Origin of the sequence: Aquipseudomonas ullengensis, assembly GCF_014174475.1 — a bacterium.
GTDB classification, from domain to species: domain Bacteria; phylum Pseudomonadota; class Gammaproteobacteria; order Pseudomonadales; family Pseudomonadaceae; genus Aquipseudomonas; species Aquipseudomonas ullengensis.
Window position 1 is genome coordinate 20,295 of record NZ_JACJUD010000006.1, and the last position, 17,534, is coordinate 37,828.

General features: G+C 65.5%; 14 protein-coding genes. 5 read left to right on the plus strand and 9 right to left on the minus strand.

Going from position 1 to position 17,534, the window contains the following annotated elements; all coding sequences use genetic code 11:
- Positions 1-5: 5 nt before the first annotated feature.
- The 6 genes from H3H51_RS16975 to H3H51_RS17000 form a co-directional block, all read right to left on the minus strand.
- Positions 6-833, minus strand: a complete 828-nt coding sequence (locus tag H3H51_RS16975) for an ABC transporter permease (protein WP_183090260.1) — start codon at positions 831-833, stop codon at positions 6-8.
- 16 nt (positions 834-849) lie between these two features.
- On the minus strand, positions 850-2,097 hold the full coding sequence (locus tag H3H51_RS16980) for an ABC transporter permease (protein WP_183090261.1): 1,248 nt from the start codon (positions 2,095-2,097) through the stop codon (positions 850-852).
- A 111-nt stretch (positions 2,098-2,208) separates the two neighbouring features.
- Positions 2,209-3,249 (minus strand): ABC transporter substrate-binding protein, encoded by a 1,041-nt coding sequence (locus H3H51_RS16985; protein WP_183090262.1) that lies wholly within the window; start codon positions 3,247-3,249, stop codon positions 2,209-2,211.
- 47 nt (positions 3,250-3,296) lie between these two features.
- Positions 3,297-4,406, minus strand: coding sequence for an ABC transporter ATP-binding protein (locus H3H51_RS16990; RefSeq protein WP_183090263.1), 1,110 nt, complete (start codon positions 4,404-4,406; stop codon positions 3,297-3,299).
- Between the two features lie 223 nt (positions 4,407-4,629).
- On the minus strand, positions 4,630-5,259 hold the full coding sequence (locus H3H51_RS16995; protein ID WP_183090264.1) for a response regulator: 630 nt from the start codon (positions 5,257-5,259) through the stop codon (positions 4,630-4,632).
- Complete coding sequence (locus H3H51_RS17000; RefSeq protein ID WP_183090265.1) at positions 5,256-7,649, minus strand: PAS domain-containing sensor histidine kinase; 2,394 nt, start codon at positions 7,647-7,649, stop codon at positions 5,256-5,258. Before H3H51_RS17000 ends, H3H51_RS16995 begins: the two co-directional genes overlap by 4 nt.
- Positions 7,650-7,789: 140 nt before the next feature.
- On the opposite strand from H3H51_RS17000, the gene H3H51_RS17005 reads away from it, so the two are divergent.
- Positions 7,790-8,830: an alpha/beta hydrolase family protein gene (locus H3H51_RS17005; protein WP_183090266.1), complete on the plus strand. Its 1,041-nt coding sequence runs from the start codon at positions 7,790-7,792 to the stop codon at positions 8,828-8,830.
- A 14-nt stretch (positions 8,831-8,844) separates the two neighbouring features.
- Here H3H51_RS17005 and H3H51_RS17010 read toward each other — a convergent pair whose 3' ends face one another.
- Genes H3H51_RS17010 through H3H51_RS17020 form a run of 3 tightly spaced genes read right to left on the minus strand, consistent with a single transcriptional unit; the run spans position 8,845 to position 11,304 of the window.
- Positions 8,845-9,612, minus strand: a complete 768-nt coding sequence (locus H3H51_RS17010) for a TerB family tellurite resistance protein (RefSeq protein ID WP_183090267.1) — start codon at positions 9,610-9,612, stop codon at positions 8,845-8,847.
- Between the two features lies 1 nt (position 9,613).
- The gene (murU, locus tag H3H51_RS17015) at positions 9,614-10,282 is read right to left on the minus strand and encodes an N-acetylmuramate alpha-1-phosphate uridylyltransferase MurU (RefSeq protein ID WP_183090268.1); all 669 of its coding nucleotides are present in this window, start codon (positions 10,280-10,282) and stop codon (positions 9,614-9,616) included.
- Positions 10,279-11,304: an aminoglycoside phosphotransferase family protein gene (locus tag H3H51_RS17020; protein ID WP_183090269.1), complete on the minus strand. Its 1,026-nt coding sequence runs from the start codon at positions 11,302-11,304 to the stop codon at positions 10,279-10,281. The genes murU and H3H51_RS17020 overlap by 4 nt, the downstream gene beginning before the upstream one ends.
- 127 nt (positions 11,305-11,431) lie before the next feature.
- On the opposite strand from H3H51_RS17020, the gene H3H51_RS17025 reads away from it, so the two are divergent.
- The 4 genes from H3H51_RS17025 (at position 11,432) to rsmA (ending at position 17,508) form a co-directional block, all read left to right on the plus strand.
- Entirely contained in the window at positions 11,432-14,218 is a 2,787-nt protein-coding gene (locus H3H51_RS17025) for an LPS-assembly protein LptD (RefSeq protein WP_183090270.1), read from the plus strand.
- A complete protein-coding gene (locus tag H3H51_RS17030; RefSeq protein ID WP_183090271.1) occupies positions 14,199-15,491 on the plus strand; it encodes a peptidylprolyl isomerase in 1,293 nt (430 codons plus the stop codon). The genes H3H51_RS17025 and H3H51_RS17030 overlap by 20 nt, the downstream gene beginning before the upstream one ends.
- A gap of 115 nt (positions 15,492-15,606) precedes the next feature.
- The gene (gene pdxA / locus H3H51_RS17035; protein ID WP_183090272.1) at positions 15,607-16,599 is read left to right on the plus strand and encodes a 4-hydroxythreonine-4-phosphate dehydrogenase PdxA; all 993 of its coding nucleotides are present in this window, start codon (positions 15,607-15,609) and stop codon (positions 16,597-16,599) included.
- 96 nt (positions 16,600-16,695) lie between these two features.
- Positions 16,696-17,508: a 16S rRNA (adenine(1518)-N(6)/adenine(1519)-N(6))-dimethyltransferase RsmA gene (gene rsmA, locus H3H51_RS17040; RefSeq protein ID WP_183090273.1), complete on the plus strand. Its 813-nt coding sequence runs from the start codon at positions 16,696-16,698 to the stop codon at positions 17,506-17,508.
- The last annotated feature ends 26 nt before the right edge of the window (positions 17,509-17,534 follow it).

The following is a 17,534-nucleotide window of genomic DNA, read 5'->3' on the forward strand; positions in this document are numbered from 1 at the left end:
GGGGATTATTCCGGCATCGAGGTGCGCAGTTTCTCGCTGCGCCCTCGCAGCCACTCCAGGGTCAGCAGCATGACGATGGAGAAGCCGATCAGCAGGGTCGCCGCGGCGGCGATGGTCGGCGACAGGTTCTCGCGGATACCGCTGAACATCTGCCGGGGTAGCGTCGCCTGCTCGGGGCCGGCGAGGAACAGGGTCACCACCACTTCGTCGAACGAGGTGGCGAAGGCGAACAGCGCACCGGAAATCACCCCGGGGGCGATCAGCGGCAGGGTCACCCGGCGGAACGCGGTCAGCGGCGTGGCACCCAGGCTGGCGGCGGCGCGCACCAGGTTGTAGTTGAAGCCCTGCAGGGTCGCCGACACGGTGATGATGACGAACGGCACGCCGAGCACCGCATGCACCAGGATCAGCGAGATAAAGCTGTTGCCCAGGCCCAGCGGGGCGAAGAACAGGTAGCTGGCCACGCCGACGATCACCACCGGGGCGACCATCGGCGAAATCAGCAGACTCATCACCAGCGCCTTGCCGCGGAATTCGCCACGGGTCAGGCCGATCGAGGCCAGGGTGCCGAAGATCATCGCCAGCACGGTGGCGGCCGGCGCCACGATCAGGCTGTTGGTCAGCGCGCGCACCCACTCGGCGGAGGTGAAGAAATCGGCGTACCAGCGCAGGGAAAAACCCTGCAACGGGTAGACCAGGAAGCTGCCGGAGTTGAACGACAGCGGGATGATCACCAGCACCGGCAGGATCAGGAACAGCAGCACCAGCGCGCACAGGCTGCGATGGGTCCAGAACCAGGCGCGTTCGATCGGCGATTTGTAGGGGCTCAGCATCTCGATGTTCTCCTGATCAACCCAGACGCAGGCGGCTAGCGCCCACCAGCCAGCTGTACACCACGTAGAGCAGCATGGTGGCGAACAGCAGCAGGCCGCCGAGGGCCGTGGCCATGCCCCAGTTGATGGTGGTGTTGGTGTAGAAGGCGACGAAGTAGCTGATCATCTGGTCGCTCGGGCTGCCCAGCAGCGCCGGGGTGATGTAGTAGCCAATCGACAGGATGAACACCAGCAGGCAGCCGGCGCCGACGCCAGCCAGGGTCTGCGGGAAGTACACCCGCCAGAAGCTGGCGAACGGATGGCAACCAAGGGAAATCGCCGCGCGCATGTAGCTCGGCGAAATGCCCTTCATCACGCTGTAGATCGGCAGGATCATGAACGGCAGCATGATGTGCACCATCGCCACGTACACGCCGGTGCGGTTGAACACCAGTTGCAGCGGCTCATCGATGATGCCCATGGCCAGCAGCGCGCCGTTGATCAGCCCGCCCGACTGCAGCAGCACGATCCACGCCGCCACCCGCACCAGGATCGAGGTCCAGAACGGCAGCAGCACCAGGATCATCAGCAGGTTGCTCTGCCGGGTCGGCAGGCTGGCCAGCAGGTACGCCAGCGGATAGGCCAGCACCAGGCAGATGGCGGTGATCACCAGGCCCATCCAGAAGGTACGGACGAAGATGTCCAGGTAGATGGCCTGGTCCGGGGTAGCCGGGGCCAGCTCGCCGAGGTCGTCGATGCGGTGATCGAGGGCCGCCAGCAGGTAATAGGAGGTCAGCGCACTGTCGTTGCGGCGGATCACCTGCCAGTAGGCCGGGTCGCCCCAGCGCTCGTCGAGGTTTTCCAGCGCTTCTTTATAGGAGGCAGGCTCCTGCTTGAATGGCAGGGCACGGCCGGTCTTGGCCATCAGGCTGCGGTAGCCGGCCAGTTCCATGTTCAGGCGCTTGGACAGGTCGCCAATCGTCTGGTTCTTGCGTGCATCGGCCAGGTCCAGGCTGAGGGCCTTGTAGGTCGCCTCTTCCGGCAGGCCGCGTCCATCCCACGCGGCGATGGCCGCAACTGTACGCGGCAGAGCCTGCACCACTTCGGGGTTTTCCACGCTCTTGTAGAGCAGGATGCCGATCGGCAACAGGAACACCAGGACGAGGAACACCAGCAACGGCAGGATCAGGCCCTGCGCCTTGAGGCGATTGATCCGCTCGGCACGCGCCAGCTTCTGCTTCAACGTGAGGCCGGCGAACTCGGTGAGGGAGACGGTTTCAGCCATTGCTAGCTCCGCTAAATCGAGCCGCACCAGGCGGCGAAAAAAGAGAGGAGCAGGCGCCACCGGCGCCGCCCCCTCTCAGACCTCCCCCGCAGGAGAGGGGCATTACCGAACTTACTTGGCGGCCCAGGCGTTGAAGCGCTGTTCCAGTTGCTCGCCGTAGTCGGCCCAGAAGGTCACGTTCATGGCCACCTGGCCCGCGATGTTTTCCGGGGTGGTCGGCATGTCGGCCAGCAGGCCCTTGTCGAGCAGCGCCACGGCGTTCTTGTTGGCCGGGCCGTAGGCGATGTTCGACGAGTAGATCTTCTGCTGCTCAGGCTGCACCGAGAACGCGGCGAAGGCCTTGGCCACGTCGAGGTCCTTGGCGCCTTTGGGGATGGCCCAGGAGTCGAAGTCGTAGACGCCGCCGTTCCATACCACCTTCAGGTTGCTCTCCTTCTGCACGGCGGCGATGCGACCGTTGTAGGCGGAGCTCATGACTACGTCGCCGGAGGCGAGGAATTGCGGCGGCTGGGCGCCGGCTTCCCACCACTGGATGCTCGGCTTGATCTGGTCGAGTTTCTTGAACGCGCGGTCCTGGCCTTCCTGGGTGGCGAGCACGGTGTAGACGTCTTTCGGTGCCACGCCGTCGGCCATCAGGGCGAATTCCAGGGTGTACTTGGCGCCCTTGCGCAGGCCGCGCTTGCCGGGGAATTTCTTCACGTCCCAGAAATCCGCCCAGCCGGTCGGCGCACTGGCCAGTTTGTCGGCGTTGTAGGCGAGCACGGTGGACCAGACGAAAAAGCCCACGCCGCACGGCTGGATGGCACCGTCGACGAAGTCGGCAGCGTTGCCGAACTGGGCCGGGTCGAGCTCCTCGAACAGGCCTTCGTCACAGCCGCGCGCCAGCTCCGGCGACTCCACTTCCACCAGGCTCCACGACACGCTGTTGGTATCGACCATGGCTTTGACCTTGGCCATCTCGCCGTTGTACTCGCCGGCGATGACCTTGCCTTTGCCGGCCGCTTCCCACGGCTGGTAGAAGGCCTTGGCTTGCGCTTCCTTGTTGGCGCCACCGAAGGAAATCACCGTCAGATCGGCGGCGGCCGCCTGGCCGGCACACGCCAGGCCGAGGGTCAGGGCGCCGAGGCGAAGGTTGCTGTGCAGTTTGTTCATTGTTGTTTTCTCCACGTGTGCGGTGTGCGGGTTGATAAACGAAGCACTCATTCCACGATCAGCGGATCGAGCGCGCGAACGTGTTCCACATGCCAGCCAAGCGGCACCACATCGCCCACGCCCAGGGCGGGATCGAGCTCGGCAATCGGCTGTTTGACGAAGAAATCGGGTTTGCCACACACCTCCATGCGGATGCGCACGTGGTCGCCCAGGTAGATGAATTCCGCCACGCGCCCGGAGAAGCGGTTGGCGCACTGTTCGCTGGCGGCATTGAGGCGCACGCGCTCGGGGCGGATCGACAGAGTCACCGGCTCGCCGGGTGCGCCAACATTCACCGCCAGCGCCTCGATCTTCTCGCCACGGGCCAGGCCGACCACGCAGCGCTCGCCATCACGGCTGAGCAACTGGCCGCTGATGCGGTTGTTCTCGCCGATGAAGTTGGCCACGAAGGTGTTCTTCGGCGCCTCGTAGAGCTCACGCGGCGGGGCGATCTGCTGGATCTCGCCCTGGTGGAACACCGCCACGCGGTCGGACATGGTCAGCGCTTCGCCCTGATCATGGGTCACGTAGACCACAGTCACGCCCAGGCGCTGGTGGATGTGCTTGATCTCCATCTGCATGTGCTCGCGCAGCTGCTTGTCCAGCGCGCCGAGCGGCTCGTCCATCAGCACCAGCTGCGGCTCGAACACCAGCGCGCGGGCCAAAGCCACGCGCTGTTGCTGGCCGCCGGAGAGCTGCGCCGGGTAGCGGTTGCGGAAGCTGTCGAGCTGCACCATCGACAGCGCGCGCTTGACCCGCTCGCTGACGTCGGTCTTGCTCATGCCGCGCACGCTCAGCGGGAAGGCCAGGTTCTCGGCCACCGTCATGTGCGGGAACAGCGCGTAGTTCTGGAACACCATGCCGATGTCGCGCTTGTGCGGCGGCACGTTGTTGATCGCCCGGCCGGCCAGGAGGATTTCGCCGGCAGTGGGGGTTTCGAAACCGGCCAGCATCATCAGACTGGTGGTCTTACCCGAGCCGGACGGACCGAGCAGGGTGAGGAACTCGCCTTTGCGAATATCCAGATTGAGGTCTTTGACGATCAGGTTCTCGCCGTCGTAGCTCTTCTGTACGCCACGAAAACTGACCAGCACGTCGTTGCACGGAGTCTCGACCATCACCACACCTTTTGTTCTGTTCTGCCGTGCCCTAAGACTAGGAAGAGCTGCAGCCAGCGCAAATCGGGCGGTATGAGAGATTGCTATAAGGCTTAGAGAGGAAGTGTTGTAGGGATCGCCCTACAGCGGTGCACTGACCTATAGGAGCCAGCTTGCTGGCGATCAGATGCCCGCGCGGAGACTGCGGATCGCCAGCAAGCTGGCTCCTACAAGAGCACGGTGTTCAGACCAGTTTGTGTTCCACCGCGTAGCGCACCAGATCGGCCACCGAATGCAGGCCGAGCTTCTGCAGCAGGCGCGCCTTGTGGGTGCTGATGGTCTTGCTGCTGACCGACAGCTGCTGGGCAATCTCGTTGACACCCTCGCCCTGCACCAGCCGCTCGAACACCGAGAACTCGCGCTCGGAGAGCTGCGCATGGGGCGGCCGCGAGTCGGTCAGGCCGACCTCGAAGACCATGCGGTCGGCCAGGTCCGGGTCGATGTAGCGCCCGCCGCTGGCGACCTTGCGGATGGCAGTGAGCAACAGCGCCGGGTCGCTGTCCTTGGTCGCGTAACCGGCGGCGCCGGCCTTGAGCGCACGCGCAGCCATCTGCGCCTCGTCGTGCATGGACAGCACCAGGATCGCCGGCGGCTGGCTCAGCGCGCGAATCCGCGGGATCGCTTCCAGGCCGTTGACCCCGGGCATGGAGATGTCCAGCAGCACCACTTCGCAGGGAATCTGCCGTAGGGTTTCCAGCAGCTGCTCGCCGTTGCAGGCCTCGCCCACCACCTGCAGGTCCTTGGCCAGGCCGATCAGTTGCTTGATGCCCTCGCGGACGATGGTGTGGTCTTCGGCGACCAGGACTCGAATCACGACACGTGCTCCTCTTGCTCCACTGCGATCCTCACGCTGAGGGTGGTGCCCTCACCGGCCTGGCTGTCGATCTGCAGGCTACCGCCGAGCATCAATACCCGCTCGCGCATGCCCACCAGGCCGAAGGATTGTGCGCGCACCGCGCCCGCATCGAAACCCTGACCATCGTCGCTGATGCTCAGGCACAGCTGGCCCGCGTCCACCTCCAGGCGGATTTCCACGGTGTGCGCCTGGGCGTGGCGCATGACATTGGTCAGCGCCTCCTGCAGCACGCGGAACAGGCCGATGGCCTTGGCGTCGGACAGTGCCGGCAACTGCTCGGGCACCAGCACCAGGCAGGGAATCTGCGTGCGCGCCTCGAAGCGCCGGCCCTGCCACTCGATGGCCGAGCCGATGCCGGCATCGAGGATCGGCGGGCGCAACGCCGTGGCCACGTCGCGCACCAGCTGGAACAGGTTGGCGATCAGTTTCTTCATGCTCTCCAGGCGCTCGCCGAGGCCCGGATCGAGGTTGCCGAAGGCCAGTTCGCACATCGAGGTCTCCAGCTTGAGCACAGTCAGCACCTGGCCCAGTTCGTCGTGCACTTCGCGGGCGATGCGCGCCTTTTCTTCCTCGCGCACGCTTTCCAGGTGCGCCGACAGCTCGCGCAACTGCGCCCGCGACTCGCCCAGGGCCAGCTCGATGGCCTTGTTGTCGCTGATGTCCCAGACCACGCCGTCCCACACCACATGCTCGTCGCCCAGGTGGCGGGCACTGGCCTTGATGTCGGCCCAGCGCTCACGGCCGTCACGGGTGAGAATGCGCCCCTGCCACTGCCAGTCGCTGGCCGCCTCGATGGCGGCATCCTGGGTCGCGTGGTAGCGCGCGCGATCATCGGGATGCACCAGGCTGCGGATACCGAAATCCGCCGCCATGATCTGCGCCGCCGGGTAGCCCACCAGCTGCTCGCTGCCTTCGCTGATGTAGGCGAAGTCCACCGGCGCGCCGGGCAATGGGCGTTCCAGGCGGAACACCAGCCCCGGCACGTTGCCGGCGATGCCCTTGAGGCGCGCCTCGCTCTCTTCCAGCGCGGCGCGCACACGGCGCCGCTCGGTGACGTCGGTGAGGTACACCACCAGGTACTCGGCTTCGCGAAAGCGCAGGAAACTCAGCGACACGTCTACCGGCAGCAGGCTGCCGTCGGCGCGCAGGCAGCTGCTCTCGAAGTTCAGCGCGCCCTCCTCCTGGGCCCGCACCCGCCGCCACAGGCCGAGCCAGCGATCCATGCCCAGCCCCGGCTCGATTTCCTGCAGCGGCCGGTCGACCAAGGCGCCGGCCGCGTGGCCGAGCATCTGCTCCACCGCCCGATTGGCATAGCGCACCCGGCTGTCCCAGTTGACCCAGAGAATGCCCACCGTGCTGTGATCGATGGAAAACTGCGCCAGACGCAACGCCTCCTCCGCCACCTCGCGCAGCGCCAGGGCCTGGCGCGCTTCCAGCAGCCCCCGCTCCAGGCGAGTGCGCTGGCGCCGCAGCACCACCAGCAAGGCGCCGCTGAGCAATAGCAACGCAGCGAGCAGCACGCTGAGGTTGCGCCAGAACCCGGCCGACTGGCCCAGCCCCGGCGTGCGCGCACTCAGCCAACGCTGTTGCAGGCGCTCCAGTTGCTGGGGCGGCAACTCGTGCAGGGCGCGGTCGATGATCACCGCCAGTTGCGGCCAGTCGCGCCGGGTGCCGATGCGCAGCAACTGCGGCAGGCCCACATCGCCCACCACCGCCACCCGGGCGAACTCGCTTTCCTGGGTCAGGCGACTGAGCTGGGCCTGGTCGATCACCGCGTAGCGCACGTCCTGCGCCAGCAAGGCCTGTAGCGCCTGGCGATCGGACGCCTGGCCGCGCAGGTTGAGGTTGAAGTAGTTGCCCTGCAGGTAATCGGCGATGGCGCTGGGCATGCGCACCGCCACGGCGTCACCGGCGCCGAGCTGCTCCAGCTCCACCGCGCCAGTGCCCTGGCGCTCGCCCACCAGCAGGTGCGGCACGCGCAAGTAGGGATCGGAGAACAGCCACAGGCGCAGGGCCGCGGGGGTCTGGGTCAGTCCCGGCGCGAGATCGATACGCCCCTCGCGCAGGGCGGCCTCCAGTGCCGGCTGATCGGTGAAGCTGTGCCAGCTCAGCTCGACGGCCAGGCTCTGCGCCAGGGTATCCATCAGCTCGACACTGAGCCCGGAGAGCTGCTGCTGACGGCGCACATACTGCGCATGCGGGGCCTGCAACACCACGCCCACCCGCAGCCGTGGGTGCTCGCCGAGCCAGGCGCGCTGCTCGGTACTCAGCGCCACCGGCGCAGTCGGCGCCGCCAGCAACCAGGCGGGAGCGAGCAGGAGCAGGCAACAGCAGAACACTCGAATCATGCGCAACAACTCAGGCGGCGCAGGCCGCTCGCAAGGTCAATCGGCATACCTTACCCCGCCCTTCCGGGTCTTTCCTAACACTGACAAAACGCCGGCCAACGCTTAGGCTGCAAGCATCATTCGCCACCACGACTGCTGAGATGTCCCCACTACTGCGCCCGACCCTGCTTGCCCTGTGCCTGGGCCTCTGCCTGAGCCCGACCCTGCACGCCGAAGAGACGCCTGCCGCCGAGCAGCCCGCCAGCGACAGCGCCGCCGCCAAAGATGCTGAAGGCGGCGAGGACAAGTCCACCGACAAACCCGCCGAAGTCCCCCGCGTGCCGCTCGACGAGCGCACCAGTGCCGAGGCCGGCGCGCTCGAACGGCAACTGCCGCAAACCGAGCAACAACAACTGCAGGCGGGCGACGAACGCTTCCTGGCCTTGTGGAAGCCGGCCAATGCCGCCGAAGCCACGGGCGTGGTGATCCTGGTTCCCGGCGCCGACGAGACCGCCGACTGGCCCAGCGTGATCGGCCCGCTGCGCACCAAGCTGACCAATGCCGGCTGGAGCACCTTGAGCCTGACCCTGCCGGACAGCCCGGCGGCGCCCCTGCCCACCGCCATCCTGCCGCAGCCGATCGTGGTCGCCCCGCCCGTCGATACCAGCGCCGCAGCGAGCCAGGAGCAAGACCCCGCCAGCGCCGACAAACCAGCCGCGGACGCAGCAGCCGCACCGGTCGCAGAGCCTGCTCCCGCCGCGCCACCCGTGGATCCGGCGGTACGCGTGTTCGCCCGCATCGAGGCCGGTATCGCCTACGCCGAACAACAGGGCGCGCAGTCCATCGTCCTGCTCGGGCATGGCGATGGCGCCTACTGGGCCGCGCTGTTCCTCGCCGAGAAGAAACCGACCCAGGTGGAAAACCTGCTGACCGTGGCCGCGCACCTGCCGGCCGGCCAGCAGCCGCCCCTGGAAGAACTTATCCCGGGGCTCAAGCTGGCCACCGGCGACTTCTTCTACAAGGACCAGGCCAGCGACCGCAGCGACGCCGTCAAACGCCTGCAGGCCAGCAAACGCCTGGCCCACCCGAGCTACGTGCAGGTTGCGCTCAAGGCCTTGCCGGGCAACAACGACGCCGAACAGGAACAGCTCTACCGACGCATCCGCGGCTGGCTGGACAAGCAGCTACCGGCAAAGAAATAAGAGGCTACGTAGCGTTAGCGGAAGCCGTGCCGCTGGCGTACCAGCTCGTAGGCGGCCTGCAGTTCACGGGTCTTGTCGGTGGCACTGCGCAGCTGCGCCGCACTGGCGCCGCTACCGACCAGTTTGTCCGGGTGATGGCGACTGAGCAGCCGCCGGTAGGCCCGCTTGATCACCGCCGGCTCGCTCTGCGCCTCGACGCCAAGCAGGCGCAAGGCCGAACGGTAATCGCCAGGCGTCAGCTCCCGCGCCGGCTTGGCGGGTTCGTACTCGTCAGCCAGGGCTTTGAGCGCATCGCGCTTCCAGCCCAGCAACTGCCCCCACTCCTGGATCAACTGGTATTCCGCCGCACTGACCCGGCCATCGGCCCAGGCCATGCGCCAGCAGGTGCGCAACAGCACTTCGCCGCGCTCGCGGCGTTGCTGCAAGGCCCGCAGCGGCCCCTGCAGCGCTTGCTCGGCCTGCTTGCCGCGCGCGAAGGCCTCCATCGCCCGGCGCAATGCGCCGTCATCCAGCCCCAGGCGCTGCATTTCGTCACGCGCCATGCGGATATGACTGTCCAGCACCCGCCCATCACATTTCGCCAGACGGCCGAGGAGCATGAACAGCAGCTCATCGTCATCCATCTCGCGCTCGCGCAGCAGCAAGCCCCGCACCTGGGCCCAGGACTGCAGGCGCAACTGACGCGCCAGCAATTGCCCCAGCAAGCCGCCCAGCAGCGCACCGGGAATGCTCGCCAGGGCCCAGCCAGCCGCAGCGCCCAGCAGGGTTATCGACCAGAGCACGTCAGGCCTCCACCACCAGGCGCTCGACCTCGGCAAGGCGCTCATGGGTACCAACGTCGATCCAGCGCCCGGTGAAGTGTTCACCGCTGATCTGCTGCGCCGCCATGGCCTGGCGCAGCAGGGGCGCCAGTTTGAAGGCGCCCGGCTGGCAGCCATCGAACAGCTGTGGATGCAGCACCGCGATACCGCTGTAGGTCAGGCTCGGCCGATCAGCCGCCGCGTCGCTGACCTGCCCGGCCTGCAGCTGAAAGTCACCCGCTTGGTGATGACCAGGATTGTCCACCAGCACCAAGTGGCCCAAGCCGGTCAGTGGGCGACGCAGGGCAGCGAAGTCGTAGTCGGTCCAGATATCGCCATTGACCACCACAAACGGCTCATCGCCCAGCAACGGCAGGGCGCGGAAAATCCCGCCACCGGTTTCCAGCGGCTCGCCTTCGGCGGAATAAACGATGCTCAGGCCGAAGCGCGAGCCATCGCCCAGGTAGTCCTCGATCTGCTGACCAAGCCAGGCATGGTTGATCACCAGCTCGCGAAACCCGGCAGCCGCCAGCGCGCGCACGTGAAACTCGATCAGCGGCACGCCACCCGCGCGCACCAGCGGCTTGGGTGTGTGCAGGGTCAGCGGACGCAGGCGCTCGCCCTTGCCCGCCGCAAGAATCATCGCCTTCATGCCGGCTGGGTCTCCCGCTGCGGCAGGCTGGCCAGCAGCTCGCCGAGCACCGCCAGCTCCGGCCGGCGCGCCAATACCGCTTCTATATAGGAGAAGAACCGCGGCACATCGCCCAGGTACTTGGGTTTGCCATCACGGTGGCAGATGCGCGCGAAGATGCCGATCACCTTGAGGTGGCGCTGCACGCCCATCAGGTCGCTGGCGCGGTGGAACTCGGCAAAACTCTCCGGCAGTTCGATGCCGGCCTCGCGGGCTAGTTGCCAGTAGCGCTGCAGCCAGCCCGCAACGCGCTCCTCGGGCCAACTGAGGAAGGCATCCTTGAACAGGCTGGTAACGTCGTAGCTGACCGGGCCGAGCACCGCATCCTGGAAATCCAGCACGCCGGGGTTGGGCGTGCTCAGCATCAGGTTGCGCGGCATGTAGTCGCGATGCACCAGCACCCTCGGCTGGGCCAGGGCGCTGTTGACCAGCAGATCGCAGACCTGCTGCCACTGCGCCTGCTGGGCGGCATCCAGCTCAACACCGAGGTGGCGCTGCAGGTACCAGTCCGGGAACAACTGCAATTCGCGGCGCAGCAGGGCGTCGTCATAGGCCGGCAGCAGGCCTTCGACCGGCAGTTTCTGCAGCGCGATCAGCGCTTGCAGGGCTTGGTCGAACAGGGCATCGGCATTGTCCGCTGTCAGTACTTCCAGCCAGGTCTGGCTGCCCAGATCGTCCAGCACCAGGAAACCACGCGGCAGATCGGCCGCCAGAATCCGCGGCACATGCACGCCGGCTTCGGCCAGCAAGCCAGCCATCTTGACGAAGGGGCGGCAGTCTTCCTGGGGCGGCGGCGCATCCATCAGGATCAAGCTGCGGCCATTACCTTCCCAGCGGAAATAGCGGCGGAAACTGGCGTCACTGCTGGCCGGGGTGAAGCGCTCGCAACGTGCCTCACCCCAGTTATGTTGTGCGAACAATGCGGGCAAACACTCATCCAGCCAGCCCTGCAGGAGCTCTAGGCGTACATCTTGATCAGGCATTACAAGGGTCTCCGACGGCGCTAGCCGTTGTGCGGGTCATGCTTTATTATCCAGCATCTTTTTTCGCCCATCGAGAGGCGTGCGGCCCCCGCGGGTCGAAGGCGCGCAGGAAGCCCGGACTAACAAGATGGCAGTAAAAATCCCCGTGTTCCGTAAAAAATTCCCATTGCTGGTGACTGGCAGTTTGCTGGCCCTGCAACCAATAAGCACCTCTTTCGTCATGGCTGCCGAGCAGTTCGACTGCCAGCCTTCCGCCGGTAGCTGGGCGTGCGCCCCGAAAGCCAACTCCGCCAGCCAGATACCACGCCCGCTGCACAGCGACAGTGCTGTCAGCTCCGTGGCCGGCACCAGCGCCGCGGCAGCAGTCGCCGGCGCGGCCAGCGTCGATGAGTCCGGACAACCGCGCCCCGTGCTGGTCACCGAGAGCGAAGGCAAAGGGTTGGCCAGTCGCAGTGCTGACTACAGCCACCTCGACTGGGTTCCGCGCGACAAGCTGACCACCGCCCAACTGGCGGAAGTCGGCCCGTACTGCGCAGGCTCCTACGTCGAGCCGCTGCGCCCGGGTATGAGCGACAACACGCCGATGGACGAGTCGCCCATGTTCGTCTCGGCCAAGGTATCGCGCTACGAGCAGGAAAAGCAGACCGCCACCCTCGCCGGTGACGTGGTGTTGCGCCAGTCGAGCATGCAGATCGAGGCCGACGAGGCCAGCCTGCACCAGGCGGAAAACCGCGGCGAACTGGTCGGCAACGTCAAGCTGCGCGACAAGGGTTCGCTGGTCGTCGGCGATCGCGCCGAAATCCAGCTGGACAACGGCGAAGCCAAGATCGAGAACGCCGAGTATGTGATCCACGAAGGCCACGTACGCGGCAGCGCGCTCTACGCCAAGCGCGCAGAGACCGCCATCATCCGCCTCAAGGATGGCACCTTCACCCGTTGCGAGCCGGGCAACAATGCCTGGCACCTGAAGGGCAACAACATCAAGCTGGATCCGGCCACCGGTTTCGGCACCGCGACCAACGTGACCCTGCGGGTGAAAGACATTCCAGTCTTCTACACCCCGTACATGTACTTCCCGATCGATGATCGCCGCCAGTCCGGCTTCCTCACGCCGAGTTTCGGCAGCGGCAGCGACACCGGCGTCTACCTGCAGACCCCGTACTACTTCAACCTCGCGCCGAACTACGACGCCACCCTCTATCCGACCGTGATGACCAATCGCGGCCTGTTGATGGAAGGTGAGGTTCGCTACCTGACCAAGAGCAGCGAAGGCCAGTTCGGCGGCGCGTTCCTGGACGACCAGGAAGACGAACGCAAGCTGCAGTCCGAGTACGAAGACCAGCGCTGGCTGATCAACTGGCAAAACAAGAGCGGCCTGGATTCGCGCCTGCTGGCCGAAGTCGACTACACCGACATCAGCGACCCCTACTACTTCCAGGACCTGAACAGCGACCTCGGCATCGAAACACCGAGCTACGTCGATCAGCGCGGCACCCTGACCTGGCGTGGCGACAGCTACACCGCCCGCCTGAACGCCCAGGCCTATGAAATGGCCACCGTTACCGACATCACGCCGTACGACCGCCTGCCGCAACTGACCCTGGACGGCGCCCTGCCCTTCCAGCCGGGCGGCCTGAACTTCGCCTATGGCACCGAGTTCGTGCGTTTCGACCGCGATCTGCGCACCGGCAACTTCAGCGACAAAGATGGCAACCTGACCCCTTGGTACGACACGCGAATCCAGGGTTTGGCACGCGCCAACGGCGATCGCGCCCATGTCGAGCCGAGCGTAAGCCTGCCACTGAGCTCCAGCTGGGGCTTCTTCACGCCAAAGATCAAGTACCTGCAGACCGAGTACGACCTGGATATCGACCAGCGCGGCAAGAACACCCTACTGGCCGAGCAGGACTACAGCAGCAGCCAGAGCCGCGGCGTTGGCATGTTCAATCTAGACAGCGGCCTGTACTTCGACCGCAATACCCAGCTGTTCGGCAACAACTACCGGCAGACCCTGGAACCACGCCTGTTCTACCTCTATGTCCCAGAGGAAGACCAGACCGACATCCCGGTGTTCGACACCAGCGAAAGCACCTTCAGCTATTCGTCGTTGTTCCGCGAGAACCGCTTCACCGGCAAAGATCGCATCGGCGACGAGAACAAGCTGTCCCTGGGCGTGACCAACCGCTGGATCGAGTCGAATGGCTTCGAGCGCCAGCGCTTCAGCCTCGGCCAGGCGATCTACTTTGCCGACCGCGAAGTCCAGCTGCCGGGCATCGACTACCGCTCACGGGATGAGGCGCAAGCCGATGTATCGCCCTATGCCCTCGAGTACCTGTATCGCTTCAACCGCGACTGGCGCCTGTCGTCCGACTTCAACTGGGACCCGGACAGCCACAGCACCCGCTCCGGTAGCGTGATGTTCCACTACCAGCCGGAAGACAACCCGAACAAGGTGATCAACGCTGGCTATCGCTACCGCAACGACACCGTGCGTTACGATCAGTCCACCGGTAACTGGGTGGTTGGTGGTGGCGACTACGGCACCCCGGGCACCCCGGGCTACATCAAGGACTACTACAAGATCGACCAGCACGACCTCTCGGTCATCTGGCCGGTGGTCCCGCAGTGGAGCGTGATTGCCCGCTGGCAGCATGACTACAACCGCAGCCGCACCCTCGAAGCCTTCGGTGGTTTCGAATACGACAGCTGCTGCTGGAAGCTGCGTCTGATCAACCGCTACTGGGTTGATTATGACGAAACCACCCTCAACCCCTCCGAAAACGACGAAGGCGATCACGGCATCTTCCTGCAGATCGTCCTCAAAGGCCTCGGCGGCGTAGTGGGCAACAAGGTAGGCAGCTTCCTCGACAAAGGCATTCAAGGTTATAGCGAACGTGAAGAACAAGCTTTCTGATTGCCTGCGCCCCCTGCTGTTGGGCGCAGTGTTCCTGAGTAGCGTGGCCCAGGCCGACGTACAGTCCCTCAACCGGGTCGTGGCCATTGTCGACAACGACGTCATCATGCAGAGCCAGCTCGACCAGCGTATTCGCGAGGTCGAGCAGACCATCGCCAAGCGCGGCGCCGAAGCGCCGCCGCGCGATGTGCTGCAACAGCAGGTACTGGAGCGCCTGATCGTCGAGAACCTGCAACTACAGATTGGCGACCGTTCCGGTATCCGCATCACCGACGAAGAACTGAATCAGGCCATGGGCACCATTGCCCAACGCAACAACCTGAGCCTGGATCAGTTCCGTGCCGCTCTGGCCCGTGACGGTCTGTCCTATGACGACGCGCGCAACCAGATCCGCCGCGAGATGGTCATCAGCCGTGTGCGCCAGCGCCGCGTCGCCGAGCGCATCCAGGTCACCGAACAGGAAGTGCAGAACTTCCTCGCCTCCGACCTCGGCAAGCTGCAGCTGTCGGAAGAGTATCGCCTGGCCAACATCCTGATCCCGGTACCGGAAGGCGCGTCGCCTGAAGTTATCCAGGCGGCCGGAAAGCGCGTCGGCGAGGTCTACAACCAACTGCGCAGCGGCGCCGACTTCGCCCAACTGGCCATTTCCAACTCGGCCAGCGAAACCGCCCTGGAAGGCGGCGAGATCGGCTGGCGCAAGGCTGCCCAGCTGCCGCCTCCGTTCGACAGCATGATCGGCGCCCTGAGCGTCGGCGAAGTGACCGAACCGGTGCGCACCCCTGGCGGCTTCATCATCCTCAAGCTGCTGGAGAAGCGCGGCGGTAGCACCGCAGTGCGTGAGGAAGTGCATGTACGCCACATCCTGATCAAGCCCAGCGAGATCCGTAGCGAAGAAGAAACCCGTCGTCTGGTCGAGCGCTTGTATGAGCGCATTACCTCCGGCGAAGACTTTGCCGAACTGGCGAAGAACTTCTCCGAAGACCCTGGCTCGGCGCTGAACGGCGGCGACCTCAACTGGATCGACCCGCAAGCGCTGGTGCCGGAATTCCGTGACGTCATGGCCAACACCGCCACCGGCCAGCTGTCCAAACCGTTCAAGAGCACCTACGGTTGGCACGTGCTGGAAGTGCTGGGTCGTCGTGCCACCGACAGCAGCGAGCAGATGCGTGAACAACAGGCGATGAACCTGCTGCGTAACCGCAAATACGACGAAGAGCTGCAGAGCTGGCTACGCCAGATCCGCGACGAGGCCTACGTCGAAATCAAGCTCTGAGCAACTGAGCGACGCAATACCAGAGCCCGGCATGCCCACGCAGCGCCGGGCTTTTTTTCGCCACCGCGCCCATAGGGCGTAGAGTTAATCCCGAACAATCCGCCATGAGGCCGCCATGACCGCTTGCCGCCTGTTTGCCCTGACCCCCGGCGAGCCCGCCGGTATCGGCCCCGACCTGTGCCTGCTGCTGGCGCGCGATGCCCAGCCGCATGCACTGGTTGCCATCGCCAATCGTGCCCTGCTCGCCGAACGCGCCACGCAGTTGCAGCTTGCCATCAAGCTGATCGAGGTCGCGCCAGACGCCTGGCCGAACACGCCGGCGCCGGCCGGCAGCCTGTATGTCTGGGATACCCCCCTGCCCGCACCGGTCATCCCCGGCCAACTCAACCAGGCGAATGCCGGCTACGTGCTGGAAACCCTCACCCGCGCCGGACAAGGCTGCATCGACGGGCACTTTGCCGGGATGATCACCGCGCCCGTGCACAAAGGGGTGATCAACGAAGCCGGCATCCCCTTCTCCGGGCACACCGAGTTCCTCGCCGAGCTGACCCACACTGCGCAGGTGGTGATGATGCTTGCCACCCGCGGCCTGCGTGTGGCGCTGGTCACCACCCACCTGCCGCTCAAGGATGTGGCCGCCGCCATCACCGCCGAGCGCCTGACGCGGGTCACGCGCATCCTGCATGCCGATCTGGTGGAGAAATTCGGCATCGCCAACCCGCGCATCCTGGTCTGCGGCCTCAATCCGCATGCAGGCGAAGGCGGGCACCTGGGTCGCGAGGAAATCGAAGTGATCGAGCCGACCTTGGACCAGCTGCGTGGCGAAGGCCTTAACCTGATCGGCCCGCTGCCGGCCGACACCCTGTTCACCCCCAAGCACCTCGACCATTGCGACGCCGTGCTGGCGATGTACCACGACCAGGGTCTGCCGGTGCTCAAGTACAAGGGCTTCGGCGCGGCGGTCAACGTCACCCTGGGCCTGCCGATCATCCGCACCTCGGTCGACCACGGTACCGCGCTGGACCTGGCCGGCAGCGGCAACGTCGACAGCGGCAGCCTGCAGGTCGCCCTGGAGACCGCCTACCAGATGGCCACCAGTCGGGCGTAACGCTCGCCCGGCCTACGGTTGCCGCCGGCAATGCTGTTAAACTGCCATTCTTTGCATGCGCTTTAAGCTTGTGGCTTGAAGCTTGGAGCTGTCCCGATGTCCGAGTACCAACACCGCGCGCGCAAGCGCTTCGGCCAGAACTTCCTGCATGACGCCGGGGTGATTCACCGCATCCTGCGCGCCATCCACGCCCGTGAAGGCGAGCGCATGCTGGAAATCGGCCCAGGCCAGGGCGCCCTGACCGAAGGCTTGCTGAGCAGCGGCGCGCAGCTCGACGTGATCGAGATCGACCTCGACCTGATCCCCATCCTGCAAGCCAAGTTCGGCCAGCAGCCGAACTTTCGCCTGAACCAGGGCGATGCGCTGAAGTTCGACTTCAACCGCCTGGATGCCGCGCCCAACAGCCTGCGCGTGGTCGGCAACCTGCCGTACAACATCTCCACGCCGCTGATCTTCCACCTGCTGGACAACGCCCACCTGATCCGCGACATGCACTTCATGCTGCAGAAGGAAGTGGTCGAGCGTCTGGCCGCCGAGCCCGGCGGTGGTGATTGGGGCCGGCTGTCGATCATGGTGCAGTACCACTGCCGCGTGGAGCACCTGTTCAACGTTGGCCCCGGCGCATTCAACCCGCCGCCCAAGGTCGACTCGGCGATCGTCCGCCTGGCGCCACATGAAGTGCTGCCACACCCGGCCAAGGACCACCGTCTGCTCGAACGCGTGGTGCGCGAGGCGTTCAACCAGCGCCGCAAGACCCTGCGCAACACGCTCAAGCAACTGCTGCCGGCCAGCGCCATCGAGGCCGCCGAGGTAGATGGCAGCCTGCGCCCCGAGCAGCTCGACCTTGCCGCTTTCGTTCGCCTGGCCGACCAGCTCGCCGCCCAACCCGGCGCCGCGCACCAGGACTAAACTGCTGTTCCAGCTAGTCGAGTTTT

Coding starts and splice junctions, on each gene's coding strand:
- H3H51_RS16975 (WP_183090260.1), bottom strand. CDS start 833: ATGCTGAGCCCCTACAAATCGCCGATCGAACGCGCCTGGTTCTGGACC.
- H3H51_RS16980 (WP_183090261.1), bottom strand. CDS start 2,097: ATGGCTGAAACCGTCTCCCTCACCGAGTTCGCCGGCCTCACGTTGAAG.
- H3H51_RS16985 (WP_183090262.1), bottom strand. CDS start 3,249: ATGAACAAACTGCACAGCAACCTTCGCCTCGGCGCCCTGACCCTCGGC.
- H3H51_RS16990 (WP_183090263.1), bottom strand. CDS start 4,406: ATGGTCGAGACTCCGTGCAACGACGTGCTGGTCAGTTTTCGTGGCGTA.
- H3H51_RS17000 (WP_183090265.1), bottom strand. CDS start 7,649: ATGATTCGAGTGTTCTGCTGTTGCCTGCTCCTGCTCGCTCCCGCCTGG.
- H3H51_RS17005 (WP_183090266.1), top strand. CDS start 7,790: ATGTCCCCACTACTGCGCCCGACCCTGCTTGCCCTGTGCCTGGGCCTC.
- murU (WP_183090268.1), bottom strand. CDS start 10,282: ATGAAGGCGATGATTCTTGCGGCGGGCAAGGGCGAGCGCCTGCGTCCG.
- H3H51_RS17020 (WP_183090269.1), bottom strand. CDS start 11,304: ATGCCTGATCAAGATGTACGCCTAGAGCTCCTGCAGGGCTGGCTGGAT.
- H3H51_RS17025 (WP_183090270.1), top strand. CDS start 11,432: ATGGCAGTAAAAATCCCCGTGTTCCGTAAAAAATTCCCATTGCTGGTG.
- pdxA (WP_183090272.1), top strand. CDS start 15,607: ATGACCGCTTGCCGCCTGTTTGCCCTGACCCCCGGCGAGCCCGCCGGT.
- rsmA (WP_183090273.1), top strand. CDS start 16,696: ATGTCCGAGTACCAACACCGCGCGCGCAAGCGCTTCGGCCAGAACTTC.